The sequence below is a fragment of the Azoarcus sp. CIB genome (assembly GCF_001190925.1).
Classification (GTDB): domain Bacteria; phylum Pseudomonadota; class Gammaproteobacteria; order Burkholderiales; family Rhodocyclaceae; genus Aromatoleum.
On record NZ_CP011072.1, the window covers coordinates 2,723,380 to 2,750,075 of the forward strand.

Sequence of the window (26,696 nt, forward strand, 5' to 3'; positions counted from 1 at the left end):
CCCGCCCGGGCGATGTCGGCTTTCTTGAATTTCTTGAGGAATCAGGCCGCCGCGCGCAAAAGGGTTCCGCGTGCGCCGCTCGGTTCGCGCGGGTTGAGCATGAAATGCGACAGCGCCGGGATCAGGATCAGGGCACCGAGCATGTTCCACAGGAACATGAACGTCAGCAGGATCCCCATGTCGGCCTGGAACTTGATCGGCGACCATGCCCAGGTGATCACGCCGGCAGCCATCGTGAGTCCCACCAACGCGACCACCTTGCCGGTGAAATCGAGCGACTTGCGATAGGCATCGCGCAAGCTTCCCCCGCGGCGCTGGACGGCAATCTGCACGCTCAGCAGATAAAGCGCGTAGTCGACACCGACACCGACGCCGACCGCGATGACCGGCAGGGTCGCGACCTTGAGTCCGATACCGAGCCAGACCATCAGCGCCTTGCAGAGGATCGTGGTGATGACGAGCGGGATCAGTGCGACGATCGTCGCGCGAACGCTGCGGAACGTGATCAGGCACAGCAGCGCCGTTGCACCATAGACCGCGAGATACATTGTGACGATGCTCTTCTGTACCTCGATGTTGGTCGCCGCCTCGATACCAGCGCTGCCCGCAGCCAGCAGGAACTGCACCGGCTCCTTTGCATCGGGCGCGGTATTGTTGGCAGCCGCGTACGCTTCCGCAGTCTGCAGGATGCGTCCCACGGTATCCGCCTTGTGGTCCTTCAGGTAGGCGACCAGGGGCGACACGGAGCAACTCTGGTTCGTGATGTCCGGCGTCGCGATCACGGCTGCCGACACGGAGCCGTCGGTGATCGACTGGTTACGGCTGATCGTGAGCCACTTGCCACTGCCCTCGAACATCGCCGAGGTCACGAAACGCACCGTTTCGGCCAGTGAGGTCGTCGTCTGGACCGCCGGATCCTGCCGCAGCAGTTGTGCCAGCCCGTCCATCTTCTGCAGGCTCGAATACAGACGACAGCCCTCGTCGCCGGTCTTCATGATGACCACGAACTGGTCGCTGGAGAGCCCGTAGTGTTCCGTGATGTATGCGTTGTCGCGGTTGTAGCGCGACTCGGGCCGAAGTTCGGGCGCCCCGGCATCCAGATCTCCGATGCGAAGGTCCTGCATGACGATTGCAGAGACGACGGTCACGACCGCGGCAATGGCGATGACCGGAATCGCCCACCTCCGCTCGGTGAGTTGGTCCAAACCGTGCCAGATCCGCCCCGGCAACGAACGCCGCCCGCCCGCCTTCATGTCGTCCGCCGTGGCATGCCGGATGGCCGATTCGCTCACGCCGAGATAGGAGAGTGCGACCGGGATGAGGAAAAGCTTCGTGAAGATCAGGACCGAAACGCCGACGCTGGTTGTCAGGGCCAGATCGCGGATAACCGGGATGTCGATGATGATCAGTACAGCAAAGCCGACGATGTTCGCCAGCAGTGCCGTGAGACCGGCCATGAACAGGCGCCGGAAGGTGTAGCGTGACGCGACGTACTTGTGGGTGCCGCGGCCAATATCCTGGATGATGCCGTTCATCTTCTGCGCGCCGTGCGACAGCCCGATGGCGAAGATCAGGAAAGGCACCAGGATCGAATACGGATCGAGCTCATACCCGAGCAACTGCATCAGCCCGAGCAGCCACACCACGCCGATCACGGCGACCGTCACAAGAAGCATCGTGCTGCGCACGCAGCGGGTGTAGAGATAGACGAAGAACGCGGCAATGACGACTGACACCGCGAAGAACATCATCACCTCGCGCAGGCCCGCGATCAGATCGCCGACGATCTTCGCGAAACCGACGATGTGGATGCCGACCTTGTCACTCTCGTAGGTGCGGATCTTCGCTTCGAGGGCGTCCGCAAACTCGCCGTAATTCAGCGCTTCACCGGTTTTCGGATGGATCTCCAGCAGCGGCGCCACGATCATGCTCGACTTCATATCGTTCGCGACGAGTCTGCCGACGATGCCCGCCTTGCCGATGTTCTCGCGCAGTTTCGCGATCTCGTTTGCGCTACCGTCGAAGCTCGCGGGCATGACCGCACCGCCGGTGATGCCGTCTTCGGTCACCTCCCGCCAGCGGACGATCGGCATCCAGATCGACTTCATCCACGAACGATCGACGCCGGGAATCAGGTAAAGGTCATCATTGACTTTCTTCAGCACGTCGAGGTACCCGGGGTCGAAGACGTCCCCCGACTTGTTCTCCACGACGACCCTGATCGTGTTGCCCAGGCCCGGCAACTCGCTTTTGTTATCCAGGTAATTCTTGATGTACGGGCTGCCGAGCGGAATCATCCGCTCGAAATTCGCATTGACCTCGATGCGCGTCGCGGCGAAGCCGAGTACGAGAGTCGCCACAAGGCATGCCAGGAGCACGACGATGCGATTGTTGAAGATGATGCGCTCGAGCACGCTACCGGAACCGAGATCGAAGTCCTTCAGGTCCCGAATCACCGGCATCACTCTTTGTTCGCTGTGGCCTGCCATGCTGTGTCTCGCAAATTTCAGTATCGGAAGAGGCCGTTACCGGAGGGGCAAACGGATCAGATCAACGCCATTGACCCGGGCGAGCAGGAGCTCTTCCGGGCCGGCCATCGCGGCGGCGAATACCTCGCCGCCGCGTGGCACCTCGAGCGCCGTCACGCTCGCCCCATCGTCATTACTCAGCAGGACCTGACCGGTTTGGGTCACGAACACCAGCCGTCCCGCGCCGCGGTCCAATGCGGCAACAAGGCTCGCATCGCTGCCCATGGCGAGAGACGACCAGCTCGCCGCCCCATCGCGGCTGATATAGGCATTGCCGCGCAACCCGTAGGCGATCAGCTTCGCGTGCCCTGCCGTGATGCCGAAATACGTACCCTTGTAGGGCGTTTCGACGGTCTCGAACCGGCCCGCGTCCCGATCCAGGCGACGCACCAGACCTTGCTCTCCGGCAAGAAACACCCCACCGTCGGGCGTCGGCTCGATCGCATACAGGTGCATGCGACGCCCGTTGTCCGCGCGTTCGATCCAGGGCTCCCATGTGGCGCCGCCATCCGTCGTATGCAGCAGCAGACCGAAAGCGCCGGCCAGAAAACCCTCGCCACGCTCATTTACGTTGATGTCAAAAAACGGATAGGCCAGCACGCCCGGCGTCGCGGACTGCTCGGCCGCCATCTCGACGTCCCGCAACACGCGTCCCGCCTCTTCATTGCCCGCATTGGCCAAAGCGCCGTAGTGTTTGGAGAGCAGCTCGAAGAGCGCATGACCGTCCATCACCCGGGACCAGGTTTCCCCGCCGTTATCCGAACGCAGGACGACTGCATCGTGTCCGAGTGCCCATGTGGTGCTGCCCGCCCCGAAACGCACCGTCGTCAAGTCTGCGCTCACCGGCACGACGAGCTGGGACCAGTTCCGACCGGCATCGCGTGACAGCAGAATGATCCCGCGCGGCCCGACGGCCAGGGCGCGTCCATCCTTGCTTGCGATACCTGACATGGCACCCCGCAAGGACTGGGGAGAGATCACCGCCGGGACGGCCAATACGTCGCGCACGGCGGAACCTGTGGCGAGCGCCACGCCTGCCGCGCCGAGAACCGCTGCCGCAAGGGTCAGACGCAGACGCCGGCCCGGGACCACGGAACGGGAGATCGAACGGGTAACGCGATTCAAGAGACAACTCCTTGTCGATGCGATCTCCCCGCCCACAACAAGCACCGGGCGGGGGGATCTATCTGGAGTGAGCCGGAACCGGAAGGGGCAACACGGCAAGCCGCACTGCCCGCTTCCACATGAGGGCTGACGATCAGCGCGCGGTTTCCTGCGCGACGATTGCCTCGGGGTTGAGTTCGCGGTTGGCCATCGGCGCCTTCAGGACGCCATAACCGCCCACCAGGCCGTCGTTCACCAGCGCGTACATGCCCTTGTTGAAGTCATACACCACGTTCTTCACGGTGTAGGGCGCCTGGACGTCGTACAGCTGAACCATCGAGTTGAAGATCGAGCGATACAACTGGCCGCTCTGGTCGAACGCGTCGTACAGGCCTGCGCCGTAAGTGTCCTCGTCCAAGTAGTACATGCGCTTGGCGTACACATGGCGGACGCCCGGCTTCAGCGTCGCTTCCACGACCCAGACGCGGTGAAGCTCCCAACGCCAGCAGGCCGGATTCGGGTGCTTGTCCATGAACTGCTCTTCGACGCCGCAACCGAAATAAAGCTTGTAGGCGTTATAGGGGATGTACATCTCCTTCTTGCCGACCAGCTTGAATTCGAAACGGTCCATCTGTCCCGAGAATACGAAGAGCTCGTCGAACAGCGTGACGCCGCCCATGCTCGCGACCGGTGTGTCGTAGGCGAACTCCGGGGCAAGCTTGATGCGGCGCTGACCCGGCGTGTAGCTCCACGCGCGGCGTGGCTTCTCGGTCGGATCGAGGAAGTCCGAGAGGCCGGTCGCCTCGCCGGCCTTCCGGATCGGCGCCTGCGTTACCGAGTAGGTGCGCCAGTAGAGCTTTGCGTCGCGGCCGTCCAGGTCGTCATGGTAGTAGGGCGTCTCTTCCATCGTTTTCTGCTGCGCCGCCATGACCACCTTGCCGTTGGAGTCCACGACCCACGAGCGCGACGACTTGGTGGTCGTATCGGCCTTGTAGCGAAGCTGCTGATTCCACATCACCTCGTAGCCGGTCTTGGGAATCGGGAACGGCAGACCACCCCGACATGCATCCTCGACGGAGAGCCCGTTCTTGGCGGTATTGCACGTCGTCGCATTGCGCACCGTGTTGTTCAGGATCTTGGCGGGATAAGACGCCGTACGGTGCGACGGATAGATATCCATATAGAAGCTCGGGTACTTCTTCAAGAGCTCCTTCTGCCCTTCCGACAGCTTGTCTGCGTGCTGCTGATAGTTCTTGCCGTCAATCCGGAGCAAGGGCTTCTCGTCCTTGAACGGATCGGCCCAGAAACCGCTGTCGGGCTTGAAGTCGGCCGGAGCCTTGGTCAGCCCCCCGGTGTATTCCGGGATCGTCCCTTCCTTGTTGCCCGCCTGGATCGCGCCGTACTTGGTTAGCGTCGCACCGAGCTGTTTCGCGTCTTCTGCTGTAACCGCCGCCATCGCTTGGCTCGAGAGGACCGCCGCGGCGGCCCATACGAAATTGCGCATCTTCATGTCTCTCGTCTCCTGTTTGCGGCCTGTCAGAAAGCCGTCTTGAACGTGAAGGACAGCCAGCCACGGTCGATCACACCAACCGAGGAGTTGCTGTGGGCCGCACCGCCGGTAATTCGTTCCTCACCGCGAACGACGCCCTTGCGCACTGGCAGGGTGCGGTCGGAGTAGTTGAGGGCGAATTCGTACTTGGACGCATAGGTCCAGGTAGTACCGATCGACCAACGCAGCTCACCCTCTGTGCCGCCACCTGAAGAGGGTGCGTTTCCGGAAAGCCCGTAGTTGATGCTGACCGGCACCGCCAGGTCCCATGACGGAAAGATGTTGAGATATTGCGGCGAGAACCTGAAGGCGAGCTGCAGGGCATCGACGGTCGAACAGCCGTCGCGCTTGGTGCCGGTCCCCGGGCGTCCGATTGCCGAATTGACGCAACTTGCCGCACCGACCTTGCGATACAGCTGCTCGTTCTCGGTCACGCGATCGAGTCGGTTGTATGCGATCTCGGCGATCAATGTCCCGGTATCCCACATCGGCGTCTGCGGTAACAGATAAACGCCATTCACCACCGCATGCCAGGTGTCGCCGCGCGCGCCCGAGTCGAGCGTATGCGACGCCGGCGTATTCAAAGGCCCGTTCTTGCGGTACGACAACTCGGTACCCACGCTTACGCCACCGATCACACGCGAGAAGCTCACACTGTATTGCTCGATATCCTCGGGATACAGGAAGCGTGCCTTGCGGGGCAATACGGCGGGACCGAGGCGAACGAAGTCCGAGAGCTGCACACCGAGTTCCGGCGCGTAGTCGTCGAACTTGCGGTAGTAGGCACCGAAGGTCGACTCGATCGCCTCGGCATTCCAGCGCGCACCGACGCCCCAATTGCCGCGCTTGCTCGGTTCCTTCGCGTCGATGATCGAGGCCTTGAGCTGGCCGATCCCGAAGGAAAGGTTATCGGACGACGGCGCGGTGTCAGCACCCATCAGGTAAGTGCCGGCGTGCGGTACGCGGGTCGGTTCCCAGTCGTAGAAATACTGCCCGACGACGGTCACGCTGTCCGTGAGCTGGGCACTTGCATGCACCTGCCCGATCGGGAGGAAAACTTCCTTGGTCTCGATGCCGGGGTTGGTTACGGCCTTCACGCCGTCGACCGGGGACTGTCCGTAAGAGATTGCATGCGCACCGATCAGCAGGCCTTCACCCCACACGTTGGTCTGGCGACCGACCTTCAGGTTGAGCGGCACCTTGCCGAGATCGAGGTTGGTCCAGACGAAGGCGTCGAGGATTTCGCCCGAGGGACCATTCACGTAGCGCTTGACCGTGCCGTTGTACTTGTCATTGCGATAGGCGGTGGCAGTGCCGGTCGGCGCAGTCACCGAATGATCGTCGTAGGCATGGTCGTACCACGCCGCACCGGTCACACGAGCGCCGAATTTGCCGCGATAGCTCACGTCGAATTCGGAGAGCAGGTCGAGACGGTTGGTCACGATGTCGCCTCGATCGAACTTGCTGTCGCCCTCGTCGTAGACCGGATTGCGCATCAGCTTCTTGTCCTGATCCTCGACGCGCACGCCCGCCGTATATCGGATCGTGTTATCCCAACGCATCTTGACGTCCGGGTTGCCGGTTTCGACCTCGAACGCCGACGCCCCCCCCACCCATGCAAGTGCAAGCGCGGCAGTGACGCCTCGCAGCGCGAACCGGGTACGGACAGACCTGCTGCCATTATTCATGAATTTGTCTCCTCTGGTTATATCGATGACCGTGACGCCCTGACCTTGTCTTTTCACGCCTCATTGGTGGGCGAATCCGGCCTGTTTTCAGATCGATCGCTGTGTCCCGGTACGGCGGGTTTTCACACAACTGAATTGTAGCGGGTAATTTCTTATAATTCTACAGTCGGATTTAACTTCTATGATTAGAATTCAAGCCCGCACAACCCGCCTGCTCATTAATTCAATTGCCATAGTAAAAACACACACCGATCCGGGTCGGCACCGACGAATCAGACTGTCGCCGAGCCCTCATTGCGCCGCTTCACGGCTTCGGTGAAATCGCGCTTGAGTGTCGGGTAGTACGCGATCTGGCCCTGCAGCCCGCCGGCGATATCGATCGAGGCCGCGCTGATGAAGCTGGCGTAGTCGCTGGCGAGGAACAGCGCCATGCCTGCCACGTCTTCGGGCTTGCCGAAACGCCCGATCGGCACCACCTTGAGGACCATCTCGTTGAACTCCTCACGGGAGACTCCGGGGCCGACCTCCCTGAAATGGCGCTCCCACTGGCCGGTGTCGATCCAACCCATGTTCAGCGAGTTGACGAGGATGTTTTCCTTGGCGAGCGACATCCCGAGGGACTTGGAGAGCGCGAGGCAGGACGCACGATTGATGACCGACGGGATGCCGTCGGGCGTCGGGATCGCACCGGCCAGCGCGTTGATCTCGATGATGCGACCCCAGCGCTGCCGGCGCATGTACGGCACCACCGCCTGCACGAAGCGGAAGTGCCCCATCTGGAGAATGTTGGCGTGCTCGAGAATCGCCTCGGGGGTGAGCGTGTCCAGATTCCCCCCCCGCCCCTGGCCGGCATTGTTAACGAGGACATCGACCCCGCCCCAGCTCTCGGCGACCTCATCCACGAAGGCCTTCACACCCGGCGTGTCGGTCACGTCCACCGCGCGCGCGATAACCGCCTGGGCCTGCTGCGCAAGCTCCCTGCCCGTCTCTTCGACCGCTTCGGGAGTGCGTGCGCAGATCGCAACGCGCGCCCCTTCGGCGGCGAAGGCGCGGGCGATCGCACGCCCGATGCCCCGTGAGGCGCCGGTTACGATTACGCGCCGGTCGCTAAGGTCGATGTTCATGTCGTCTCTCCTGTCGTTTGCCTGCCGCGGCGCCCGCTTACATGCGCTCGATGATCGTCGCGGTGCCCATGCCGCCCGCGCAGCAGATCGCCTGCAAGCCGTAGCGCGCGTCACGTCGTTCCAGTTCGTGCAGCAGCGAGGTCATGATGCGCGAGCCGCTTCCGCCGAGCGGATGCCCGAGGGCGATCGCTCCGCCATTGACGTTGAGCCGCTCGTGCGACACACCGAGCTCCTTCATCCACACCATCGGCACCGGCGCGAACGCCTCGTTGATCTCGAACAGATCGATGTCCTCGACATTCAGCCCGGCCTGGGCGAGCACCTTCCGGGTTGCGGCAATCGGCCCGGTCAGCATCAGCGTCGGGTCGGAGCCGACCGTGGTGAAAGCGCGGATGCGTGCCCGGGGCTTTACGCCGAGCCGGTCGACCGCCTCTGCGGACATCAGCAGCAGCAGCGCTGCACCGTCGGAGATCTGCGACGAATTTCCGGCGGTCATCTTGCCGTTGTCGCGAAAACTGGTCTTCAACGTGGCAAGCTTCTCGGCACTGGTGCCGGGGCGAATCGTTTCGTCCGCGGCGAAGACTTCCGGTGCGGGCTCGACGTAGTCTCGGTCCTTGAGCGCGGCGACAGGCACCGGCTCGATCTCCTTGCGGAAATATCCCGCTTCGGCCGCGGCTGCGGCGCGGCGGTGACTCTCCACCGCGAAGGCGTCGAGCTGGGCGCGAGTCAATTCCCATTTGTCCGCGACCCGCTCGGCCGCCTCGCCCTGGCTGGTCAGCTCATAGCGCTCGGAAGCCAGCCAGCCGAAGGGCTCGCCGTAGATTTCGCGGTTGCCGCCCATGCGCACGCGGCTCATGTTCTCGGCACCGCCCGCCACGACGACCTGCGCCGATCCGGCGGCGATCAGTCCTGCGGCGACGTGTACCGCGGCCTCGCCGGAGCCGCACTTGCGGTCGATCGTGAGGCCGGGAATCGCATCCGGCCAGCCGGCCCCCAGCAGGGAGGTGCGCGCGATGTTCGCGGATTGTTCGCCGACCTGGGTGACGCAGCCGAAGATGACGTCATCCACCTCGGCCGCCGAGATGCCCGCGCGCTCGACCACGGCGTTGAGGACGTGGGCGCCGAGGTGATCCGCGCGTACGCCGGCCAGACTCCCCCGGTACTTGCCGACCGGCGTGCGGACGGCCTCGACTATGAAGACGTCGCTCATAGGTTGCTCGCCTTCAGGCCCGAGCCCGGAACGCGCTGGCCAGTCTCGTCATACTTGTATACTCCGTGCCCGGTCTTGCGCCCGTAGCGGCCGGCCGCCACCATCTTGATGATCAGCGGGCAGGGACGGAACTTCTCGCCGAGCGTCGAATGGAGGTAGCGCAGCACCGACAGGCGCGTATCCCAGCCGGTCAGGTCACCCAGCTCCAGCGGCCCCATCGGGTGGTTGAAACCCATCCGCAGCGCGGTGTCGATGTCCTCTGCGCTGGCGGTGCCTTCCTGCAGCATCCACATCGCTTCGTTCCCCAGCATCGCGGACATGCGGCTAGTGGTCAGGCCGGGGGACTCATTCACCAGGATCGAGGTCTTGCCGATCGCATCGCACCATTCGCGGCTGGTCGCGACGGTGGCTTCGTCGGTCGCGATACCGAGCACCAGCTCGACGAGCTTCATCTTGTGCACCGGGTTGAAGAAGTGCATGCCGATGACGCGCTCGGGACATGGCACCGACGCGGCAATCTCGGTGACGCTGAGCGCCGATGTGTTGGTCGCGATCACCGCGTTCGCGGCCAGCACGGGAACCGCCTCGCCCAGCACCGCCTTCTTGACCGCGAGATTCTCCGAGACGGTCTCGACCAGAAGGTGAGCCCCCTCGGCAGCCTGTTTCAACACGGTATTCGTGGAAAGACGTGCCTTGGCGGCGTCCGCCACATCCACGGCGAGCTTCCCGAGCTTCACGCCACCATCCAGGATGCCGTGAATGCTCTTCTCCGCCTTGGCGAGTGCCTCGGCGCTGGTATCCACCAGTTGCGTCGCGAAACCGCTGCTCGCGAACGCATGCGCGATTCCGGTACCCATCAGGCCGGCACCGACCACCACAACCTTGTGATTCTTGTCGAGCATTTGTCTTGCCTCCTTGCTCAGACGCCGGGTTTGGGCCCGACGACGTTCGTGATCGTCCCGACCCCCTCGATTCCGGCTTCGACGACGTCGCCGGGATTGAGGAATCGGCCCGTACCCTGACCCACGCCGGCCGGCGATCCGGTAAACAGGATGTCGCCGGGCGCGAAACTGGAACGCTCTTCGACGAACTTCACCAGCTGCGCGACGTTCCACGTCATCTCGCCGGTATTGCCGTCCTGGCGCGTCTCGCCGTTCACCTTCAGGGTCAGGCGCAGCTTCGGGCTCCCCTCCGGGAACTCGTCGCGCGTCACGATCCACGGACCCACTCCCGTGCTGCGGTCCTGGCTTTTCGCCGCGAAGAGATCCATGCCGATGCCGGCCGGACCGCTGCGCTGCAGGTCGCGCGCCGATACATCGTTGCCCACGGCATAGCCGAGAACGCTGGCGAGCGGGTCTTCCGGGTCGACCGGCACATCCCCCACGATGACGACGAGTTCGACCTCGTGATCGAGTTCGTTCGTCAGCGGCGGATAGCGGATCGGATCATTGGCACCGATCAGGGCGCCGTAGGCTTTGAGGAACGCGATCGGCTGCGGGGGAGACTTCAGGCCGAAGTCGTCGGCCAAATGCTTCGCGTAGTTCGCGCCCGCGACGACGACCCGATTGACCGGCTCGATCGGCGGCAGCAGCCCTACCGAATCGAGCGGCCGGGCGTCGCCGTCGGGCGTCAGCAGCGAATGTGCTGCTCCGCCCTGCCCCGCGGCAATCGCGCGGGTCAGCGCAGGTCCCCAATCCGCGAAGCTGCCGACGATCGGGGTGACCGTGCGGGCTTCGGCATTGACGACGGCCCAGAATGGCGCGCCGCCATCGCTGCAGCGCGCGAGCTTCATGCCGCCACCTCGGCCTTTGCGACGGCGCCCACTTTCGCGGGGTCGAGGTGGAGCAGTTCGCAGGCATTCTTCCAGCGGATCTTCTGCAGATCCTCCTCCGAAAGGCGCAGGCCTTCGGTGAGGTCGTGACGCACCGCATCACTGCCTCCGAAGTTCGAACCGTAGAGGATGCGGTCGGCGCCGATGACGTCGATCAGCGCCTGACGCATCGGCAGTTCGTGCAGTTCCACGTCGAACCAGAAGTTGCGCATGTACTCCAGTACAGGCTTCTTGTTGTGGTACGTGTCGAGGTTGGGGTTGGTTTGCGCCAGTCGGCCGAGCTGATAAGGCACATAGCCGCCGCCGTGCGTGATATAGACCTTGAGCTTGGGGAAGCGGTCGAACACTCCGCCGTTCACCAGGTACCAGAAGGCCTTCGTCTCGTCGTAGTTCATGCCGACGATGGCCGTGGTTTCGTAGCGGTCGGTGTTGGCCTTCTTGCCCCACGTCACCGACTGGTTATAGCCATGCACGAACATCGGCAGGTCGAGGTCGCACAGGGCCTCCCACACCGGATCCATCTCAGGCGAATCGAACTCCAGGCCGCCGAAATTCGAACCACCCGCACCCAGACCCTTTGCGCCCAGTTGCGTGCACGCGCGGCGAATTTCCTTGGCCGCCTCTTTCGGATCCTGCAGGGGCGCCTGCGCCCAGAACATCAGCCGGTCGGATGCCGCCGAGCAGTATTCGGCGAGCACGTCGTTGACCTTGCGCGAGAACGGGATCGCGTAGTCGAGCTCCGTCCAGTACATGTAGCAATGCGAAGGCACCGAGACGACCTGGGCGTTCTGGCCGGCTGCATCCATCCCCGCCAGGCGGGTCTTGGGGTCGCGCCAGCGGCTCATGTAGTCCTGCACGTTCAGGGCATTGCCCTCGGCCTTCGCTTTGCGCAAGGCGGCTTTTCGCTCGGGCGCGCCGAGTGTGAGGATCCAGTCGCCGACGCGAAGCTTGATGTCGCCGTCGGGCTGCGATTCGAAAGCCGGCCCCCAATAGGGGTGCTGGTCGTAGTAATCCGGATGGGGGGCGTGGGCGTGAAGGTCGATGAGCATGTGGTGTCTCCCAGTGCAGGTTGGTGGAACCTGCCGAGTGCCGCAATCGCGGACGGGAGCATCGATGCGCCGGACGGACCTCGCCTGACTATCGGGGATTTGTCTCCTGCCTGCGACACTCGACCGGTGTCTTTGCAACGATGAGATTCATCATGCCAAACATAAACAGATTTTGCAAATCTGTTTATGTTTTTTCTTTTTCGCGGCGTCGAGAGCCCGTGGAACGTGTCGGCGCAGCCACCTCGACAGCCTCATCGCCCTTGGTGGCAGGAAAACCGATCAGCGAGCGCACGAGACGCTCGATGCGCGCAGTGCCTTCGTTTACGCGCTCATTGGGGACGAGCTGTTCGCTCAATACGTAGCGGATCAGCATTTCGCACACGAGCTCGCGATCGATGCTGATGCCGAGACGCCCATCCCACGCGTCGAACACGGCCCTGAGGACGTCCTGCAAGCGCACGCGCGCGTCGTTGAAGACGCGGCGAAAAAAGCCCATCGCATAATCGGGCGCCACCACCAGCAGACGCCGCGCCTGTCCGTGCGCCGCGTAGTGCTCCAGGTAACCGATCAGGGCACGAAATTTCTCGTCGGGGTCGTCGTAAGGGGCGGTCACTTCCTGCATCGCCCGGTGAAAACCCTCGCGTTTGTGGCGCGAAAACGCATCGAGCAGATCGTCCTGCGACGAGAAATAGCGGTAGAACGTGCCCCGCGAGACACCTGCGTCGTCGCACACGTCGATAATGGAAATGCGCTCGGCACCTCCCTTGAGGATGATCCTTTCCGTCGATGCCAGAATTCGTGCAATGGTCGCGTCCGAGCGGCGATTGCGCCGAGCGGACTCCATTACCGGTCCGTCTTCAGCGACTGTCTCGGCTTCGTCGTTCATGCGTGTGCCTTGGGAATGGACGGACCGCGGGGCGAACCGCAGGGCCCGTCAGAAATTCGATTCAGTATTCGCGCACCGGCACATCCGCCGGACGCGAGTTGTAGCCGGGCAAGTGCAGCCCGCCATCGACATGCAGCATTTCGCCGGTGACATAGCGGGACATGTCCGATGCAAGAAAGACCACTACGGGGCCGATGTCGAGTTCCGGATCGCCACACCGGCCGAGGGGGCGCATCGCGGCAGAGCGTTCGGCGAAACCGGGGTTCTCCGCGGCCAGCTTGTGGAAGGTCGCGCCCATCGCGGTCGGGGCGACGGCATTCACTGTGATGTTGAAGCGCCCCCATTCCGCCGCAGCACTGCGCGTGAGGCCGACGATGCCGCCCTTCGCCGTGTTGTAGTCGGCATGCAGCCACGCGCCGATCTCGACGTCGATCGAGTAGAAATTGACGATCTTCCCGCCCCCGCGCGCCCGCATGTGCGGCAGCGATGCCTGCATCGCCCACCACGACGCCTTGATCGTCGAGGTCAGCGTCTGCTCGAGCATTTCGTCCGTCTTGTCTTCGAGGCGCACGTTCGGCGTCGGCACGAAGGCGTTGTTCACGAGGATGTCCAGCCCGCCGAAATGGGCCACTGCCGCCTCGATCGCGCCCGTCACGGACGCCTTCTGCATCACGTCGGTACGCACGAACAGCGCCCGCCCGCCCAGCTCCTCGATCTCGCGCGCCACCAGGGCTCCAGTCTCTTCGTTGATCTCCGCGATCACCACGGCAGCCCCCTCGCGCGCGAAGCTGTGTGCCACGCCGCGGCCGATGCCGCCGCCGGCCCCGGTAATCAACGCAACCTTGTCCTTCAGCAAGCCCATTTTCGTCTCCTGTCGTTATTGCACACTATTTTTGTTATTGTACACTTTAAGAAGAAAGAAACACTCCCCAACGGAAGCCATTGCAATGCCCTCCTTTTGCCGACGGATCCAGCTTGAAGGCCGCCAGACCAGCGATGAGGGCGAAGTCCGTGCCGTCCTCGAAGACGACTTTCACCACTTCCGCGTCGCGCTGCGTCATCGCCTCGGCCGCGTGATCGAAATCTCCGCCGAGGCTCCGCGACATCCGTTCACCGAGTGCCCGAATGCCGCCGCACCGCTGAACGCACTACGCGGCATGCAACTGGACCCCATCGCCAGCGCAGTAACCCGCCATACCGACGCCAGCCTGCAATGCACGCATATGTTCGACCTCGCCGGCCTCGCGATCGCCGCAGCGGCGCGCGGCATCTCCCATCGCCGCTTCGACATCGAAGTTCCCCGTCATGTCGACGGCCGTTCGCACGCCCGTCTGGTCCGTGACGACGGCTTGCGGCTCGACTGGGAAGTGCAGGACCGTACGATCGTGTCCCCCTCGCCCTATGCCGGCGTCGACATGAGCCAGGGCATGGCGCGCTGGGCGCTGAGCAGTCTCGCGCCCGACGAGGCGGAAGCGGCCCTCGTGCTGCGCCGCTGTGCGCTGATCGCCCTCGGACGTCTGCGGGACATCGACAAGGACTTGCACGCCCGCCCGAGCGGCCGTTGCTTCGTGCAGCAACCCGAACGCGCGCCCCAGGCGATTCGCATCGTGGGCTCGACCTGGGACTTCACCGCACATCCGGAACGCCTTTGCCGCGACGACCAGTCCTGGCTCCACTCTTTCGCGGAGTAAGCACGCTGCAGATTTCGGCGCGACCGACATGCGGCGGATGCCGACATGCGATCGCGCCGAGTAGCACACCGGACGATCAGGGCCGGTTGGCCGCTTCCCAGGCTTTCAGATCGAAATCGGGGGCAGCGGCGGTAGCGGGCGTCAACGCCGGGGGGCGTGCGAGGATCTTGCGTGCGAACACGTGGTCGCCGGGGCGGTTGCAGGACTCGACCGCGATCAGCTCCTCCCCGCGGAAGCACAGCACCGAGAGCTGTTGCGCGGCGGCATCGCCCAGCGTCACGTAGTTGTCAGCCCCGATCGACAGACCGGCGATCTGCAGCTTGAGATTGCCCTGGTCGGTCCAGAACCAGGGCAGCGCTGTGTAGGGTGCGGGTTTGCCCACGAGGCGGGCCGCGATGAGCTTGCCTTGGTCGACGGCGTTCTGCACGGACTCCAGGCGCGTGAGATTTTCGCCGTTTTGCACGCACGGGAAGGCGGCGACGTCACCCAGCGCGGAGATGTGGGGGTCCGAAGTGAGGAGACTGGAGTTGACGCGAATCCCGTTATCGATGTCGAGTCCGGCCTCGAGCGCGAGCTGCACGTTGGGAATCACGCCGATGCCGAAGACGACCAACTCGGCAGGCAGACGTCGTCCATCCGATGTCGTCACGGCACTCACCTTGCCGTCCTCGCCTTCCAGCTCCGCCAGACCGGTACGGAAGTTGAACTTCACGCCCCAGCCTTCGTGTGCGGCACGGAAGAGCTCCGACATCTGCGGGGACACTGCCCGTGCCATCGGGCGGTCGCCGAGTTCAAGCACTTCGACCGCAGCTCCTTCGGCCGCCGCCACCGCAGCGAACTCCAGACCGATGAAGCCGGCACCGATCACGACGACGTTCCTGGCCTGCTTCACCAGCGGCGACAGGAAATCGGCATCCGCCTTGGTCTTGATGCCGAAGATACCGCCCAGCGTCGAACCCGGCACGTTGAGCGGCCGATTGTGGGCGCCGGTCGCGAGCACCAGATGGCCGAAGTCGAGCGCACTCCCCGAGTCGAGCATGACACGACGGTTCTGCCGATCGATCGCCGCTACCCGATCATGGACGAGCTCGATGCGCTGATCCGCGTAAAAGGTCTCCGGCCGGAAGAGCATCGCAGTGGCGTTGATCTTGCCGAGAAGGTAGGCCTTCGACAGGGGCGGTCGCTGGTAAGGCAGACCGGGCTCGTCGTTCACGAGCACGATGCGGCCCCCGAACCCTTCCTGGCGCAGCGAAATCGCCACTTGCACGCCCCCGTGCCCCGCCCCCACGATCACCACTGAATCGAGCGACATCTTCCCGTCTCCTTATCGTTTTTCAGATCGCCGTCTTCAGAACTGCGCAGCCGGCAGCCGCAGCGTGAGGCCGTCCATGTCCGCTCCGACGACCAGCTGGCACGTAAGCCGACTGGTAGGCTGGCGCTCGACGACGTTCTCCAGCATGTCGTATTCGGTACCTTCGGCGGGCGCAAAACGCCCCGCCCAGGCGTCGTCGACGTAGGCATGGCAGCTGGCGCAGGCGCAGGCGCCGCCACAGTCACCGGGAATGCCGGGAACGCCGGCAAAGGTCGCGGCCTGCATGGCCGACTGGCCGACGTCGGCGTGCACTTCGTGCCGGGTGCCGTTGTGTTCGATGAAAGTGATCGTGGGCATTTGTTGGCTCCGATGAGAGGGATGAAATCAGGCCCGCTGCACTTCGGCGTGCAGGGCAAACTGGGGACTGCGCCCGAGCGTCAGCAGCAATGACGCGCCGAGCAGGGTGGCCACGGTGCAATAGACGAGCATGGCAAAGTAGGTACCGGTGACACTCAGCATCGCAGCAAACATCAGCGGCGCGGCTGCCGACGCGACCGTGATGAGCCCCTGATGCACGCCGAACAACCGGCCGTAGTCCTTGAGGCCGAAGTAGCGTGCGATGAGGAAGGCCGCGATGTCGAATTCGGCGCCCGCGCCAAGTCCGACCAGCGCCGCTGCAAGACTCATGACGGCCGGATCGGTGGTTCCCGACAGGAAGATCAGACAACCCACCCCGGGCAGGGAAAGGCTCAAGGCTGCCACGCCGGGCGGCCACAGCCGGTCGAGCAGGTAGCCGACCACCAGGCGACCGCAAATCAGCGCAATGCCGAAGTAACCGAAGACAAGGGTCGCATCCGCCGCCGACAGCCCTTTGTCTCGCAACATCGGCACGGTACTGGTGACGAGGCCCACCACCGCCGACACGACCAGCGACAACGCCACGTTACAGATCCAGAATCGCGGCAGGAGCATTCCTTCCTGGAAGCTGACGCCGCTCCGCACCAGCGGCGGACCGTCGTCTGCCTTCGTGCCGCTTACCGGACGTTCGCCAGGCAGGCGGAACCACCATAGGGTCAGCGGCAGTCCCACCAGCACATTGAGCAGCGCCAGGATTACGAAGGCGGCCCGCCAGTCCCAGTTCTCGACCCCCCAGTCCAGTAGCCTCGGTACCAGCGCGGCGGTGATACCGGTGCCCGAAAGCCCGATCGCGAGCGCCAGTCCGCGGTTGCGGTGGAACCAGAGATTGAGGAGTTGCGTCCAGGTGACCGCCAGCGCACCCATGCCGATGATCGGGAGCAGGAAAAATGCTGCGTAGAGCGACCAGATCGAGCCGCCAATCTGCGTCGTCGCCAGATAGCCGAGCGCCATCAGCAGCAGCGAAATCACTGTCACGCGCTTCATGCCGAAACGCAGGTTGAGCCAGCCGACGAGTTGCAGGCCGAGCACGGCGCCGCCGAACAGAAAGGTGATTGCTGCTTGCAGCGAACCACGGTCCCAACCGAAAGCCTGCTCGAGGGGGATCACCAGGACGCCGAAGCCATACAGCAATGCGGCGTTGATGCTGATCGCCACCCCGATCACCGACAGAACAACGACCTGCCAGCCCTGCCTGAACTCGGTCAGATCGATCGCCGCGTGATTTCCGTTTGATGCCATTTTTCTACTCCGCTCCCCGTCCTGGCTCTCGTACCAGCCTCGTGCCGAAGGACAGAACGGGCACCGTCCGATCCGTAACCGGACCGGCGGCGCCCGGGTTGCCTAGAGGAAGATCGCAAGGTTCGGCGTGCCCAGCACCGCCTGGTCGAGAATGACTTCGCGACGCACGAGCTTGAATCCCTCGCCATCGACGCGCAGCAGATCGTTGCGCTCGCCGCTGATGACATCCATATCGGGAAAGTCGAATCGGCTGCGTGTCAGCAGCAGATAGCTCACGACCGCGAATTCGTCGGGCCTGTCGGTAGCGAATACCTGCACGTTGCTCACCATGCGGCGGGTGCGTGACGGGGGATCCTCGGCCCACGCGCTACGTGTCTCGGTGAGCCGCATGATGCGCCCCATGATCGAGCGGTAGTTGTCGTGGTAGTGCTGCACCGTGCGGATAACCGACTGGGCCTGCTGGGACATCGGGCGGGTCTGTCGCAGAGGCACGGTGTAGACCAGGTCGGGCGCAAGCGTCGCGCCCCACTCCTTGAGACGGATCGTGTCGAGCAGGGTCGCTTCCTGGTAGAGGAAGCCGACGATGCGGTTATAGATTTCGGCCCCGACCGGGATCGGGTTTCCGATGACGGGGGCGTTCTCGGCAACTTGTTGTGCGGCGCTCATGTGTCGCTCCTTCGAAGGTGTTGGGTCGGACCGGACGGCTCAGGCCTTGGCGTTCATCAGTTCGTTCCAGTACAGCCACCAGTGCCACTGGGTGTCGTCCTTGGTGAACCCTTCGTTGACGATGCCCGGCCCGGGCCAGCCGGCGGGGGCGCCGGTCTCGTACACCGCCTGGTACTTGAGGGTCGAGCGACGCCCGCGCGCGCCCTTGGCGGCGAGGGTCATGTGGGGCCAGGTATCGGAATCGTCCTGCTCGACCATGCCCGAGGTGCCGAACAACTGGATGCTCTGCATCAGCATCCTGTCCTTGAGCTCCTGCGGGGCATCCTTCTCAGCGAGCACCCAGTTCACGAACTCGAGTTGATCCGGCCCCTTCGGCACGTAGGCGTGCAGCAGCGTGAGGCCGAGCACGGAGCCGTCGGCCTGCGGGATGTACACGAACGCGAACAGCACGTTGGGGAAAATCCCGCCCACCTGCGGCGGCATCGACACCATCACTTCGAGCTGCTCTTCGCTCAGGTGCTTCCTGAGCTGAGGCAACATTTCACGCGTCATCCCCGGCGGCGGCAGTGCTTCGAGTTTCTGCTCCACCGTCAGCTCCGCCGGATCGAGGCCGGAGAGCTTCTTGATCTTGCGTCCGAGGTCGATGCAGCGCAGCGCATGGCCATGCGGCGAGCTCACCTCCACGCCGTACATCTCGGGCGACAGGTCCGCGCTGCCGCCGTCGCCACTCTTGGAGTAGTTGCCGACCTCACCGAGCCAGCGGTGCAGGGTCAGCGTGTGGTAGCCGTCGGCGGCCGACTGTTCGCCCGCGGCTTTCCAGTTCGCGCGCACGATGAAACGCTGCGGCGGGCCGAGCACTTCGAGCCCCTTGTCGCTGCGCTCGAACAGGGTGTCGAAGTACCATTTCGCATCACCAAGGAATTCTTCGAACGACGGTCCCTCCAGGTCCCAGGTCGCGAAAATGATGCCGCCGTAGAGCGTCACCCGTGCCTGCGGCAGGCCCAGGTCCTCCTTCGGCATCATTTTGCCGTGCATGCACTCCTTCTCGACAGGCGCTCCGATGAACTCGCCGCTCGGCTTGAACGCCCACCCGTGGTAGATGCACTTGTGAATCTGGGTATTGCCCGCGTCGACCGTCGAGATGCGCATGCCGCGGTGGGGACACACGTTGAGCGAGACGTGTATGTTCCCGTCCTTCGCTCGGGCGACGATGACCGAGTCCGACCCCATGTCGCGCACGACGAAGTCGCCGGAGTTGGGCACTTCGGATTCGTGCCCGAGCAGCAGCCAGGTCTTGCCGAAGACGCGATCCATCTCCAACTGATAGATCTCCGGATCCGACAGGGCCCGCATCTGGACTTCCCGCGTCGGGACGCGAACCAGATCGGACAGCGGCGTGCCGTCCGCCAACGTGTAGCTTGCCTTGGTCAACATTGTCATCTCCTGTGGAGTGAAGCCGTCCGTAAGGACGACCCTCGTTCGATGGGCCTGACGGCCACTTCTTGTGGGTTGTTCAATTGCTCGGGCACCGGTGTTCGGCACCCTGTACGTCGGCAGCCGTTGCCCACCGGCTGACGTCCTTATTGCGAAGGCCTGCGTCTTCCCGTCACGGCTTCGTCACGCGCGTGCGCAACGTGCCGATCGCCTCGATCTCGAGTTCGACCACGTCACCCGGTTTGAGATAGCGCAGCTGCTCGAGTCCGCAGCCGTTGCCGACCGTGCCCGAGCCCAGCACTTCGCCCGGATAGAGCGTTTCCGAGCGGGAGATGTGCGCGATCACGTCCGCGAAGGTCCAGCGCATGTCTCGGGTAGTGCCACGCCCCCATTCCTCACCATTCACGCGCGCGATCATCTGCAGGTCGTAAGGATCGGGCACCTCGTCCGCAGTGACGAGGCAAGGCCCCATCACGTTACCGGTATCGAAGTCCTTGCTCTTCGCCGGGCCGAGCATGCCGGGCATCTCGAGGGCCTGCGCATCGCGGGCGCTCATGTCGTTGAAGATCGTGTAGCCAACGATGTAATCGCGCGCCTTGTCGCGCGGCACGTCCTTCCCCTTGCGGCCGATGTAGCACGCCAGCTCGAGTTCGAAGTCCATCGCCTTGCTGTACGCCGGCCACACGACGTCGTCGTCGGGACCGATCACCGCGAAGCGATTGCACTTGTAATAGATCGGCTGGCGATTGAAGGTCTCGATGACGCGTTCGTCGGCGCGCGTGTTCATCTGCCGCAGCGCCTCCTCGGGGTCGGGCAAGTGCGCCACGCGGGCGCGCCGCGCTGCGGCGAAGCTCTGTCGCAGGTGTAGCTCGAAACAGGAGCAGTCGCGCATCTGCGGCGGCGGCTGGATGGGGGCGCACAGTTTCACGCCCTCACGCGCGATGACCGCCGCCGACGGAGCTTTCCGCACCAGGACGCGCGCCGCTGCAAGTGCCTCCTCACCGGCCTCGACCAAACCGAGCACGCTCGCGAAGATGGGGGACCCATGGCCGTTTACGACTTCGCAAGCCGTGGCGAGGTCGACGATCGCCGAATCCGATTCGATCAGCGCGCCGGCACGCTGAAAGCCGTGAGAGTCACGATATGTGACGAGTCGCATCTATTGTCTCCTGTCGGGGACTCGTCCCGCTCGATGCGGGCGAATCCTCTTTTCTTCGAGTTCTGCCCCTCCCCACGGGAGAGGCGCTGGCGGTTGCTACACCCGGCCGCTCACCGGCACGCAGGCTCCGGTGACGGCTGAGGCGTCATCCGAGAGCAGGAAGGCGATTACCGCGGCGAGTTTGTCCGGCGCCACCCAGCGGCTGGCATCGGCGTCCGGCATGTCGGCGCGGTTGGTGGGGGTATCGATGATGCTCGGCAGCACCGCATTCACGGTGACGCCACGGTCCTTGAGCTCTTCGGCAAGTGATTCGGTCAACCGCGCGACGCCGGACTTCGATGCGGCGTACGCCGCCATCCCCATTCCGGCCTTCTGCGCGGCCAAGGCGCCGACGTTCACGATGCGCCCCGCCCCACGCGCCAGCAGATGCGGCAGAGCCGCCCGGCAACTCGCTACGGCGGTACGCACGTTCATCGTGTACAAGCGATCCCAGGTCTCGAGCGCTCCGCCTTCGATCGGCTCCCACGCGAAGCCACCGGCCACATTCACCACGCCGTCGATGCCACCAGCAGCCACACGCACGCGCGCATAGGCTGCCGCGCAGGCCGCTTCGTCGCTCAGGTCGACCTCGCCGAGCACAACCGCGACGCCTGCAGGCAGGCCGCCAGCGGGCGCCGCCGCACGGTCCACAAGCGTGACGTGCGCACCGTCTTCCACGAGGCGCTGCGCGACCGCGCGACCGAGCGCGCCGAATCCACCGGTTACGACGATACTTCTGGCTTCGAGTCGAGTACTCATGGGATCAGAGTTCCTTGTATGGCCTCCGCGTCGTTGCACGCTGGCAGGCAGGTTCTTGCGACAAACTTTAGACAGATTTTGCACTTCTGTCTATATGTGCATGTAGAATCCCGCTTGACCGATCGTCAAATCGTCGAGAGCGCGCAGAACATGACCCGAAAACTTCCCCTCCTTACCGAGGACAACACCCCGTTCTGGCAGGGCGGCGCGCAGGGGCGCCTGCTCATACATCATTGCGCGGACTGCACGCGCCTCTTTCATCCGCCCGCCCCGATCTGCCCGCACTGCGGCAGTTTCGAGGTGGCACCCCGGGCGGTCTCGGGCAAAGGCAAGGTCCTGAGCTACACGATCAATCACCAGGCATGGCGCCCCGACCTCATCGAGCCGTATGTCGTGGCGATCGTCGAACTCGCGGAACAGGCCGGCCTGCGCTTCGTCACGAATATCGTGGGACTTCCCGCCGAGGCGGTGCATATCGACATGCCCGTCAGGGTGCGCTTCGAGCAGCACGAGGACGTGTGGCTCCCCCTCTTCGAGAAGGACGCATGATGTTCGACCGAATCTTTGAGAAGGACGTCGCCATCACCGGTGTCGGCCAGTCCGCGGTGGGACGCCCGGTTGCACGATCGGGCATGCGACTCACGCTGGACGCTTGCCTCGAAGCGATCGCCGACGCGGGACTCAAGCGCGCGGACATCGACGGCGTGGCGTGTTGGCCGGGCGACAACAACAATGGCGATGCCTTCTCGCCCGTCGGCCCCAACGCGCTGATCGGCACCCTCGGCCTCCAGGTCAACTGGTACGGAGGGGGCTACGAAGGCCCCGGACCGCTCGCAGGCATCATCAACGGCGCGATGGCGATCGCATCCGGCCTGTGCCGCCACGTGCTGGTCTTCCGCACCATCACGGAGGCGAGCCGCCGCAAGGTCGACAAGAATGCCAGCGCCCTGACGAACAAGACGATCGGACGCGACAGCAGCTTCTTCTGGCAGTGGTACACGCCATTCAATGTGCTCTCCGCGATCAACCTCATGGCGCTCTACACCCAGCGCCACTTTCACGAATACGGCACGACGCCCGAACAACTCGCCCAGATCGCCCTCACCTGTCGCACCAACGCCGCGCTGAACCCCAAGGCGATCTACCGGACGCCGCTCTCGCTCGATGACTACTTCGCCTCGCGCATGATCTCGACTCCCCTGCGCATGCTCGACTGCGACGTCCATTGCGACGCCTCGACCGCGATCATCCTTTCGCGTGCCGACGTCGCCAAGGACGGGCCGAATCCACCAATCCGCCTCGAAGCGATCGGTGCCGCCCTGCACCAGCCCTGGTCGTGGGACCAGATCGACCTCACCGCGACTGCCGCGCGCGATGTCGGCGAAATGATGTGGGCGCGCACCGATCTCAAGCCCAAGGACGTCGGCTCAGCCCAGCTCTACGATGGATTCTCGATCCTCACGATGATCTGGCTCGAAGCGCTCGGGCTATGCCCGCGCGGCGAAAGCGGCCGCTTCGTCGAAGGTGGCCACCGCATCGCCCGCGACGGCCAGTTGCCGATCAATACCAACGGCGGCCAGCTCTCCGGTGGACGCACGCACGGTCTGGGCTACGTTCATGAAGCCTGCTCGCAGCTGTGGGGACGCGCGGGCGAACGACAGATCGCGCCCCATCACGTTTCAGTGGTTGCGGCAGGCGGTGGACCGCTGGGCGGCAGTGTGTTGCTGGTCCGTGACTGAGCCCGGCCACGGTCGCAGGCAGATTCCTTCACAATCAGATTTACTGTCCAGTTTTCGACTATTCGGAGGGGAGCATGGCGATAAGAACACTCGTGATGGGACTGTTCGTTCTTGCGAGCACCTGGCTGCCGCCGGCAAGCGCGGCCGAAGCGGTTTCGGGTAGCCCGGTGTCAGCACCGGATTCCGCCACGCGCGCGCAGGCATTGCTGGAGAAGGCCACCGCCCGACTTCGTGCCGTCGGCGACCGGGCACTGGCGGAATTCGGCCGGCAGGGCGACTTCATCGACCGTGAGCTCTATGTGTACGTGCTCGACATGGACGGCACCATGCTGACGAGCGGGGGCTCGTCCACGACCCTGGTCGGCCGCAAGGTTTCCGAGATGCGCGACGCCAGCGGAAAGGCTTTCTTCGCGGAGATGCTGAACAAGGCGCGTGCCGATGGCCGCGGCGAAGTGGAGTACCGCTGGGTCAACTGGACCGACAACACTGTTCAGCGCAAGCATGCGTTCTTCGAGAAGGTCGGCGAACGAGTGGTCGCGGTCGGTTACTACATCAGCCGCTCGTCCCCGGACCAGGCGCAGGCCTTCCTGGAACAGGCCGTTGCGGCGATGAAGGCCGCGCCCGCCAGCGCAATTGCCGAATTCAACCGCATCGAAGGCCGCTTCGTGCGGGACGATCTCTACGTGTTCGTAATCGACCGGAAATCGGGACGCTTCGTCGCCCACGGCACGATGCCGCGCCTGGTCGGCTCCGACGGCCGGGACCTGTACGACCAGGCCGGCACGCCCATCGTTCGCAAGATGCTCGAGCAGACCGCGAACCGACCGCGAGGCGAACTCGACTACCTGTGGAAAAACCCGGTCACGAAAAGAACAGAGGAAAAGCACACGCTGTTCGAAGTCGTCGGCGACCACATCGTCGCGGTGGGCTACTTCAAACCCTGAGGGCCATTTCCCCTTGTCCTAAGCGCGCCCGGCTGTCGCCTTTTCGTCGTCGCCGTAGTATTCTGCGGACAGAATTTAATTCTAATACGCAAACACAAAACCGTTTTGCGTGCAGATTCTCCGGCTCACGGATGGACACCCTTCCTAAGGCGCCTCGCCTAGGGCGCACGCGAGGAAGACGTCTCCCGCTTGCCGACCGGGACGCCTGCACGACGGACGGAGGAGACAAGGGATGGACACGACACAAGAGGATGAAACCGAGGGCCGGTCTTCAAGCGGGGTCACCGTCAAGCCTGTCGTCAATGCGGTGCGGATCCTGCGCTTTCTGACGGAGACCGACACCCCGGAGCGCGCGGCGGACATCGCCCGGCAGTTGTCGATCAACCCCAGTACCTGCTTCAACATCCTGCGCACACTGGCCGCCGAGGACATGGTTGCTTTCGATCCCGCGTCGAAGACCTATTCGCCCGGCCTGGGGCTCGCCAAACTCGTAGGACACCTCGTAACACAAGGCCAGCGGCTCGATATCGCGCGCCCACTCCTGCAACAATTCGCCGCCCGCTTCCATGTCACGGTCACCCTGTGGCGCCAGATGGGATACGACCGCATCGTGCTGGTGAGTTCCGAGGCAAGCCCGAGCGATCTGCGCATCGACATGGCGATCGGTCAGCGCCTGCCCATCTTCATGGGCGCCAGCGGCAGACTGTTCGCGGCGGAGGTGGATCTCGACCCGACCGCGATGCGCGCCGCATTCGACAAGATCCGCTGGGCCCGACCGCTGGAGTTCGACGAGTACTGCCAGCAGGTGCAGTTCGCCAGGGAACACCAGTGGGCGATCGATGACGGCTACTTTTCCGCCGGCATCATGGCTATCGCGGCCCCCGTGCGCGATCGCGCCGGTGCCATTGCCTTTGCCGTATCGGCGGTGATGTTCCGGGGCCAGTACATCGGGGCCGACGCGGACAAGCTCGGGGGCGAGGTGCGCAAACTCGCGGACAAGCTGTCGAACCTGTTGTTTTGAGGGTCGTCGCGAGGGCTGCCGGCGGTCATTGAACAACCCTTTTTGCGGCCCCGCGACACGCCCCGCAAAAATAGTGACACTTTTTCGTTTTCTGTGCATAATCATCTCGCAGGCCTCGATGGCCCCGAGCAGATGAGGAGACACGCCATGAGCGAACAGAACGAAAAACTTCACAAGGTTATTGTCGATCGCAGCCGCTGCTGCGGTTACGGATTGTGCGCGGCCCTGTGCCCCGACGTGTACAAGCTGGACGGCGACGGCATCGTCTATCTCGACAGCGAGTTCGTCCCCGCCGGCCAGGAAGAGGCCGCGATCGAGGGGGCTGCCGCCTGCCCCGCCGAGGCGATCCGTGTCGAAGCACCGGGCGCCTGAGCTCTTCGCCGGACTGGTAGCGCGAAAAGCGCTGGAACCGCCCACTTCGCGGAGATCCGAATGAATCGTCTTGAAGGAAAAGTAGCGCTGATCACCGGCACCGGCGGCGGTCAGGGTCGTGTCGCAGCCTTGCGCTTCGCGCGCGAGGGCGCCGTGGTGGTGGGTTGCGATACGGATGCCGCGGCCCACGCCGAAACGCGCCGGCTGGTCGAGGCCGAAGGATTCGAGTTGCACGGCTCCGCCCCGGTGGACCTCGGCGACCACGAACAGGCCCGCACCTGGGTCGAGTCCGCGGCGGAACAGTTCGGGCGCATCGACGTTCTCTACAACAACGCATCGGCCGCGCGTTTCGGACCGGTGGCGGAATTTTCGATCGTTGACTGGCACTACACGATCCGGAACGAGATCGACCTTATCTTCTACACGACCAAATACGCGTGGAAGCACCTTGCCGTGCGCGGTGGCGTGATCATCAACATCGCCTCGACCGCCGCCTGGGGCGGCTCAAAGGTTGCAGGCATCAGCGCCCACTGCGCCGCCAAGGGTGCGGTCGTCTCCTTTACCCGCCAGCTGGCGGTCGAAGGGGCGCCGGTCGGCATACGCGCGGTCAGCATCAGTCCGGGCTTCGTGAAGACCCCCGGCACCGCGGCCTTCGTCGAGAACCCCGTCACCCGCCGGGCGCTACTCGATGGCGTGCTGCAGAATCGGCCGGGGGAACCCGAGGAAGTCGTGTCGCTGGCCCTGTACGTGGCCTCGGACGAAGCCGCCTTCATGACCGGTTCGGACCTCGTCATCGACGGGGGGCTGCTCGCAATCTGAGCACGAGCCCGAAAGTTCGTAACCCAACAGTGAGCGAACGGACGTCGTGCCCCTGCGGCACAGTCCGAAGTCTGCGCAAAGCGCGGTGCAAATCGCGGGCGCAGGTCGCTCAAAAC

25 protein-coding genes are annotated in these 26,696 nt (G+C 64.0%); 7 read left to right on the forward strand and 18 right to left on the reverse strand.

What is annotated here, in order from left to right; translation table 11 throughout:
- Positions 1 to 41: 41 nt before the first annotated feature.
- From AzCIB_RS11985 to AzCIB_RS12035, 11 genes are all read right to left on the reverse strand, one after another.
- Complete coding sequence (locus AzCIB_RS11985; protein ID WP_050416107.1) at positions 42 to 2,489, reverse strand: efflux RND transporter permease subunit; 2,448 nt, start codon at positions 2,487 to 2,489, stop codon at positions 42 to 44.
- A gap of 36 nt (positions 2,490 to 2,525) precedes the next feature.
- The gene (locus AzCIB_RS11990; protein WP_050416108.1) at positions 2,526 to 3,653 is read right to left on the reverse strand and encodes a WD40/YVTN/BNR-like repeat-containing protein; all 1,128 of its coding nucleotides are present in this window, start codon (positions 3,651 to 3,653) and stop codon (positions 2,526 to 2,528) included.
- Positions 3,654 to 3,786: 133 nt separating this feature from the next.
- Positions 3,787 to 5,142, reverse strand: coding sequence for a DUF1329 domain-containing protein (locus AzCIB_RS11995; RefSeq protein ID WP_050416109.1), 1,356 nt, complete (start codon positions 5,140 to 5,142; stop codon positions 3,787 to 3,789).
- 26 nt (positions 5,143 to 5,168) lie between these two features.
- The gene (locus tag AzCIB_RS12000; RefSeq protein ID WP_050416110.1) at positions 5,169 to 6,869 is read right to left on the reverse strand and encodes a DUF1302 domain-containing protein; all 1,701 of its coding nucleotides are present in this window, start codon (positions 6,867 to 6,869) and stop codon (positions 5,169 to 5,171) included.
- A 272-nt stretch (positions 6,870 to 7,141) separates the two neighbouring features.
- Positions 7,142 to 7,993, reverse strand: coding sequence for an SDR family oxidoreductase (locus AzCIB_RS12005; protein ID WP_018990626.1), 852 nt, complete (start codon positions 7,991 to 7,993; stop codon positions 7,142 to 7,144).
- Positions 7,994 to 8,030: 37 nt separating this feature from the next.
- Positions 8,031 to 9,203 (reverse strand): thiolase family protein, encoded by a 1,173-nt coding sequence (locus AzCIB_RS12010; protein ID WP_050416111.1) that lies wholly within the window; start codon positions 9,201 to 9,203, stop codon positions 8,031 to 8,033.
- On the reverse strand, positions 9,200 to 10,105 hold the full coding sequence (locus AzCIB_RS12015) for a 3-hydroxyacyl-CoA dehydrogenase (RefSeq protein WP_050416112.1): 906 nt from the start codon (positions 10,103 to 10,105) through the stop codon (positions 9,200 to 9,202). Before AzCIB_RS12015 ends, AzCIB_RS12010 begins: the two co-directional genes overlap by 4 nt.
- Positions 10,106 to 10,122: 17 nt before the next feature.
- On the reverse strand, positions 10,123 to 10,995 hold the full coding sequence (locus tag AzCIB_RS12020; RefSeq protein ID WP_050416113.1) for a fumarylacetoacetate hydrolase family protein: 873 nt from the start codon (positions 10,993 to 10,995) through the stop codon (positions 10,123 to 10,125).
- A complete protein-coding gene (locus AzCIB_RS12025) occupies positions 10,992 to 12,083 on the reverse strand; it encodes an amidohydrolase family protein (protein WP_050416114.1) in 1,092 nt (363 codons plus the stop codon). The genes AzCIB_RS12020 and AzCIB_RS12025 overlap by 4 nt, the downstream gene beginning before the upstream one ends.
- Positions 12,084 to 12,267: 184 nt before the next feature.
- A complete protein-coding gene (locus AzCIB_RS12030; RefSeq protein WP_050416115.1) occupies positions 12,268 to 12,969 on the reverse strand; it encodes a TetR/AcrR family transcriptional regulator in 702 nt (233 codons plus the stop codon).
- A gap of 61 nt (positions 12,970 to 13,030) precedes the next feature.
- Positions 13,031 to 13,831, reverse strand: coding sequence for an SDR family NAD(P)-dependent oxidoreductase (locus AzCIB_RS12035; RefSeq protein WP_026296017.1), 801 nt, complete (start codon positions 13,829 to 13,831; stop codon positions 13,031 to 13,033).
- Between the two features lie 85 nt (positions 13,832 to 13,916).
- Here AzCIB_RS12035 and AzCIB_RS12040 point away from each other — a divergent pair, with 85 nt between their 5' ends.
- Positions 13,917 to 14,660 carry a DUF2889 domain-containing protein gene (locus tag AzCIB_RS12040; protein WP_050416116.1) on the forward strand — a complete coding sequence of 248 codons (744 nt, stop codon included), beginning with the start codon at positions 13,917 to 13,919 and terminating at the stop codon, positions 14,658 to 14,660.
- Between the two features lie 76 nt (positions 14,661 to 14,736).
- Here the strand turns inward: AzCIB_RS12040 and AzCIB_RS12045 are convergent, their stop codons facing one another.
- The 7 genes from AzCIB_RS12045 to AzCIB_RS12075 form a co-directional block, all read right to left on the reverse strand.
- Complete coding sequence (locus tag AzCIB_RS12045; RefSeq protein ID WP_050416117.1) at positions 14,737 to 15,972, reverse strand: NAD(P)/FAD-dependent oxidoreductase; 1,236 nt, start codon at positions 15,970 to 15,972, stop codon at positions 14,737 to 14,739.
- 36 nt (positions 15,973 to 16,008) lie between these two features.
- Entirely contained in the window at positions 16,009 to 16,329 is a 321-nt protein-coding gene (locus AzCIB_RS12050) for a 2Fe-2S iron-sulfur cluster-binding protein (protein WP_018990617.1), read from the reverse strand.
- 27 nt (positions 16,330 to 16,356) lie between these two features.
- Positions 16,357 to 17,628 carry an MFS transporter gene (locus tag AzCIB_RS12055; RefSeq protein ID WP_050416118.1) on the reverse strand — a complete coding sequence of 424 codons (1,272 nt, stop codon included), beginning with the start codon at positions 17,626 to 17,628 and terminating at the stop codon, positions 16,357 to 16,359.
- Between the two features lie 102 nt (positions 17,629 to 17,730).
- Complete coding sequence (locus tag AzCIB_RS12060) at positions 17,731 to 18,294, reverse strand: 3-phenylpropionate/cinnamic acid dioxygenase subunit beta (RefSeq protein WP_050416119.1); 564 nt, start codon at positions 18,292 to 18,294, stop codon at positions 17,731 to 17,733.
- 39 nt (positions 18,295 to 18,333) lie between these two features.
- Complete coding sequence (locus AzCIB_RS12065) at positions 18,334 to 19,728, reverse strand: aromatic ring-hydroxylating dioxygenase subunit alpha (RefSeq protein ID WP_050416120.1); 1,395 nt, start codon at positions 19,726 to 19,728, stop codon at positions 18,334 to 18,336.
- Between the two features lie 172 nt (positions 19,729 to 19,900).
- A complete protein-coding gene (locus AzCIB_RS12070; protein ID WP_050416121.1) occupies positions 19,901 to 20,887 on the reverse strand; it encodes a fumarylacetoacetate hydrolase family protein in 987 nt (328 codons plus the stop codon).
- A gap of 96 nt (positions 20,888 to 20,983) precedes the next feature.
- Positions 20,984 to 21,685: an SDR family NAD(P)-dependent oxidoreductase gene (locus AzCIB_RS12075; protein ID WP_018990612.1), complete on the reverse strand. Its 702-nt coding sequence runs from the start codon at positions 21,683 to 21,685 to the stop codon at positions 20,984 to 20,986.
- A 114-nt stretch (positions 21,686 to 21,799) separates the two neighbouring features.
- On the opposite strand from AzCIB_RS12075, the gene AzCIB_RS12080 reads away from it, so the two are divergent.
- The 6 genes from AzCIB_RS12080 (at position 21,800) to AzCIB_RS12105 (ending at position 26,580) form a co-directional block, all read left to right on the forward strand.
- A complete protein-coding gene (locus AzCIB_RS12080; protein ID WP_018990611.1) occupies positions 21,800 to 22,234 on the forward strand; it encodes a Zn-ribbon domain-containing OB-fold protein in 435 nt (144 codons plus the stop codon).
- Positions 22,231 to 23,424, forward strand: a complete 1,194-nt coding sequence (locus AzCIB_RS12085) for a thiolase family protein (protein WP_018990610.1) — start codon at positions 22,231 to 22,233, stop codon at positions 23,422 to 23,424. Before AzCIB_RS12080 ends, AzCIB_RS12085 begins: the two co-directional genes overlap by 4 nt.
- A gap of 74 nt (positions 23,425 to 23,498) precedes the next feature.
- Entirely contained in the window at positions 23,499 to 24,368 is an 870-nt protein-coding gene (locus tag AzCIB_RS12090) for a cache domain-containing protein (RefSeq protein ID WP_232299211.1), read from the forward strand.
- 232 nt (positions 24,369 to 24,600) lie between these two features.
- The gene (locus AzCIB_RS12095) at positions 24,601 to 25,389 is read left to right on the forward strand and encodes an IclR family transcriptional regulator (RefSeq protein ID WP_050416123.1); all 789 of its coding nucleotides are present in this window, start codon (positions 24,601 to 24,603) and stop codon (positions 25,387 to 25,389) included.
- A 147-nt stretch (positions 25,390 to 25,536) separates the two neighbouring features.
- Positions 25,537 to 25,761: a ferredoxin gene (locus AzCIB_RS12100; protein ID WP_018990607.1), complete on the forward strand. Its 225-nt coding sequence runs from the start codon at positions 25,537 to 25,539 to the stop codon at positions 25,759 to 25,761.
- 60 nt (positions 25,762 to 25,821) lie between these two features.
- Positions 25,822 to 26,580: an SDR family NAD(P)-dependent oxidoreductase gene (locus AzCIB_RS12105; protein ID WP_050416124.1), complete on the forward strand. Its 759-nt coding sequence runs from the start codon at positions 25,822 to 25,824 to the stop codon at positions 26,578 to 26,580.
- The last annotated feature ends 116 nt before the right edge of the window (positions 26,581 to 26,696 follow it).

What these genes read in the sequence shown, in the direction of transcription:
- AzCIB_RS12075 (WP_018990612.1), bottom strand. Translation starts at nt 21,685, where the DNA reads ATGAGTACTCGACTCGAAGCCAGAAGTATCGTCGTAACCGGTGGATTC.
- AzCIB_RS12040 (WP_050416116.1), top strand. Translation starts at nt 13,917, where the DNA reads ATGCCCTCCTTTTGCCGACGGATCCAGCTTGAAGGCCGCCAGACCAGC.
- AzCIB_RS12095 (WP_050416123.1), top strand. Translation starts at nt 24,601, where the DNA reads ATGGACACGACACAAGAGGATGAAACCGAGGGCCGGTCTTCAAGCGGG.
- AzCIB_RS12065 (WP_050416120.1), bottom strand. Translation starts at nt 19,728, where the DNA reads ATGTTGACCAAGGCAAGCTACACGTTGGCGGACGGCACGCCGCTGTCC.
- AzCIB_RS12010 (WP_050416111.1), bottom strand. Translation starts at nt 9,203, where the DNA reads ATGAGCGACGTCTTCATAGTCGAGGCCGTCCGCACGCCGGTCGGCAAG.
- AzCIB_RS12045 (WP_050416117.1), bottom strand. Translation starts at nt 15,972, where the DNA reads ATGTCGCTCGATTCAGTGGTGATCGTGGGGGCGGGGCACGGGGGCGTG.
- AzCIB_RS12055 (WP_050416118.1), bottom strand. Translation starts at nt 17,628, where the DNA reads ATGGCATCAAACGGAAATCACGCGGCGATCGATCTGACCGAGTTCAGG.
- AzCIB_RS12035 (WP_026296017.1), bottom strand. Translation starts at nt 13,831, where the DNA reads ATGGGCTTGCTGAAGGACAAGGTTGCGTTGATTACCGGGGCCGGCGGC.
- AzCIB_RS12030 (WP_050416115.1), bottom strand. Translation starts at nt 12,969, where the DNA reads ATGAACGACGAAGCCGAGACAGTCGCTGAAGACGGACCGGTAATGGAG.
- AzCIB_RS11995 (WP_050416109.1), bottom strand. Translation starts at nt 5,142, where the DNA reads ATGAAGATGCGCAATTTCGTATGGGCCGCCGCGGCGGTCCTCTCGAGC.
- AzCIB_RS12000 (WP_050416110.1), bottom strand. Translation starts at nt 6,869, where the DNA reads ATGAATAATGGCAGCAGGTCTGTCCGTACCCGGTTCGCGCTGCGAGGC.
- AzCIB_RS12020 (WP_050416113.1), bottom strand. Translation starts at nt 10,995, where the DNA reads ATGAAGCTCGCGCGCTGCAGCGATGGCGGCGCGCCATTCTGGGCCGTC.
- AzCIB_RS12090 (WP_232299211.1), top strand. Translation starts at nt 23,499, where the DNA reads ATGGCGATAAGAACACTCGTGATGGGACTGTTCGTTCTTGCGAGCACC.
- AzCIB_RS12100 (WP_018990607.1), top strand. Translation starts at nt 25,537, where the DNA reads ATGAGCGAACAGAACGAAAAACTTCACAAGGTTATTGTCGATCGCAGC.
- AzCIB_RS12105 (WP_050416124.1), top strand. Translation starts at nt 25,822, where the DNA reads ATGAATCGTCTTGAAGGAAAAGTAGCGCTGATCACCGGCACCGGCGGC.
- AzCIB_RS11985 (WP_050416107.1), bottom strand. Translation starts at nt 2,489, where the DNA reads ATGGCAGGCCACAGCGAACAAAGAGTGATGCCGGTGATTCGGGACCTG.
- AzCIB_RS12005 (WP_018990626.1), bottom strand. Translation starts at nt 7,993, where the DNA reads ATGAACATCGACCTTAGCGACCGGCGCGTAATCGTAACCGGCGCCTCA.
- AzCIB_RS12050 (WP_018990617.1), bottom strand. Translation starts at nt 16,329, where the DNA reads ATGCCCACGATCACTTTCATCGAACACAACGGCACCCGGCACGAAGTG.
- AzCIB_RS12015 (WP_050416112.1), bottom strand. Translation starts at nt 10,105, where the DNA reads ATGCTCGACAAGAATCACAAGGTTGTGGTGGTCGGTGCCGGCCTGATG.
- AzCIB_RS12060 (WP_050416119.1), bottom strand. Translation starts at nt 18,294, where the DNA reads ATGAGCGCCGCACAACAAGTTGCCGAGAACGCCCCCGTCATCGGAAAC.
- AzCIB_RS12085 (WP_018990610.1), top strand. Translation starts at nt 22,231, where the DNA reads ATGATGTTCGACCGAATCTTTGAGAAGGACGTCGCCATCACCGGTGTC.
- AzCIB_RS12070 (WP_050416121.1), bottom strand. Translation starts at nt 20,887, where the DNA reads ATGCGACTCGTCACATATCGTGACTCTCACGGCTTTCAGCGTGCCGGC.
- AzCIB_RS12025 (WP_050416114.1), bottom strand. Translation starts at nt 12,083, where the DNA reads ATGCTCATCGACCTTCACGCCCACGCCCCCCATCCGGATTACTACGAC.